Raw genomic sequence first — 1,176 nt, 5'->3', positions numbered from 1 at the left:
ATGGCAAAGGCAAAGTTTGAACGTACGAAACCGCACGTGAACATCGGGACGATCGGGCACGTTGACCACGGCAAGACGACGCTGACGGCTGCGATCACGAAGTATTTCGGCGACTTCCAGGCGTATGACCAGATTGACGGCGCGCCGGAAGAGAAAGCGCGTGGGATCACGATCTCGACCGCCCACGTCGAGTACGAGACCGAGAACCGTCACTACGCGCATGTCGACTGCCCCGGCCACGCCGACTACGTCAAGAACATGATCACCGGTGCGGCGCAGATGGACGGCGCGATCCTGGTGGTGAACGCCGCGGACGGCCCGATGCCGCAGACCCGCGAGCACATCCTGCTGGGCCGCCAGGTCGGCATCCCGACCATGGTCGTGTACCTGAACAAGGTCGACCAGGTGGATGACGAGGAACTGCTGGAGCTGGTCGAAATGGAAGTCCGCGAGCTGCTGTCTTCCTACGAGTATCCGGGCGACGACATTCCGATCGTCAAGGGCTCGGCTCTGGCCGCGCTCGAGGGCCGCGATCCGGAGATTGGCGAGAACTCGATCCGCGAACTGCTGAAGGCCGTCGACGAATGGATCCCGACGCCGGAGCGCGCTGTGGACCAGCCGTTCCTGATGCCGATCGAGGACGTGTTCTCGATCTCCGGCCGCGGCACGGTTGTGACGGGTCGCGTCGAGCGCGGCGTGATCAACGTGGGCGACGAGATCGAGATCGTCGGCATCAAGGACACCAAGAAGACGACCTGCACCGGTGTCGAGATGTTCCGCAAGCTGCTCGATCGCGGCGAAGCTGGCGACAACATCGGCGCCCTGCTGCGCGGCATCGACCGCGAGGGCGTGGAGCGTGGCCAGGTTCTCTGCAAGCCGGGCTCGGTGACGCCGCACACGAAGTTCAAGGCCGAGGCCTACATCCTCACGAAAGAGGAAGGCGGCCGCCACACTCCGTTCTTCGCGAACTACCGTCCGCAGTTCTACTTCCGGACCACGGACGTGACCGGGACGGTGACGCTGAACGAGGGCACCGAGATGGTTATGCCGGGGGACAACGTGTCGTTCTCGGTTGAGCTGATCGCGCCGATCGCGATGGAGAACGGCCTTCGCTTCGCCATCCGCGAAGGTGGCCGCACCGTCGGCGCAGGCGTCGTCTCCGAGATCATCGAGTAA

General features: G+C 63.9%; 1 protein-coding gene. It reads left to right on the top strand.

All coding sequences use genetic code 11. The features are described 5' to 3' along the window. Window positions 1-1,176, top strand: a 1,176-nt coding sequence (gene tuf, locus HCO70_RS24525) for an elongation factor Tu (RefSeq protein ID WP_172300553.1), incomplete at its 5' end; no start/stop codon positions are given.

This window comes from Pseudoruegeria sp. HB172150 (assembly GCF_013184805.1).
GTDB lineage: Bacteria > Pseudomonadota > Alphaproteobacteria > Rhodobacterales > Rhodobacteraceae > Psychromarinibacter.
Note: the sequence above shows the minus strand (reverse complement) of the source record. Positions and strands in the feature narration are given on the sequence as shown.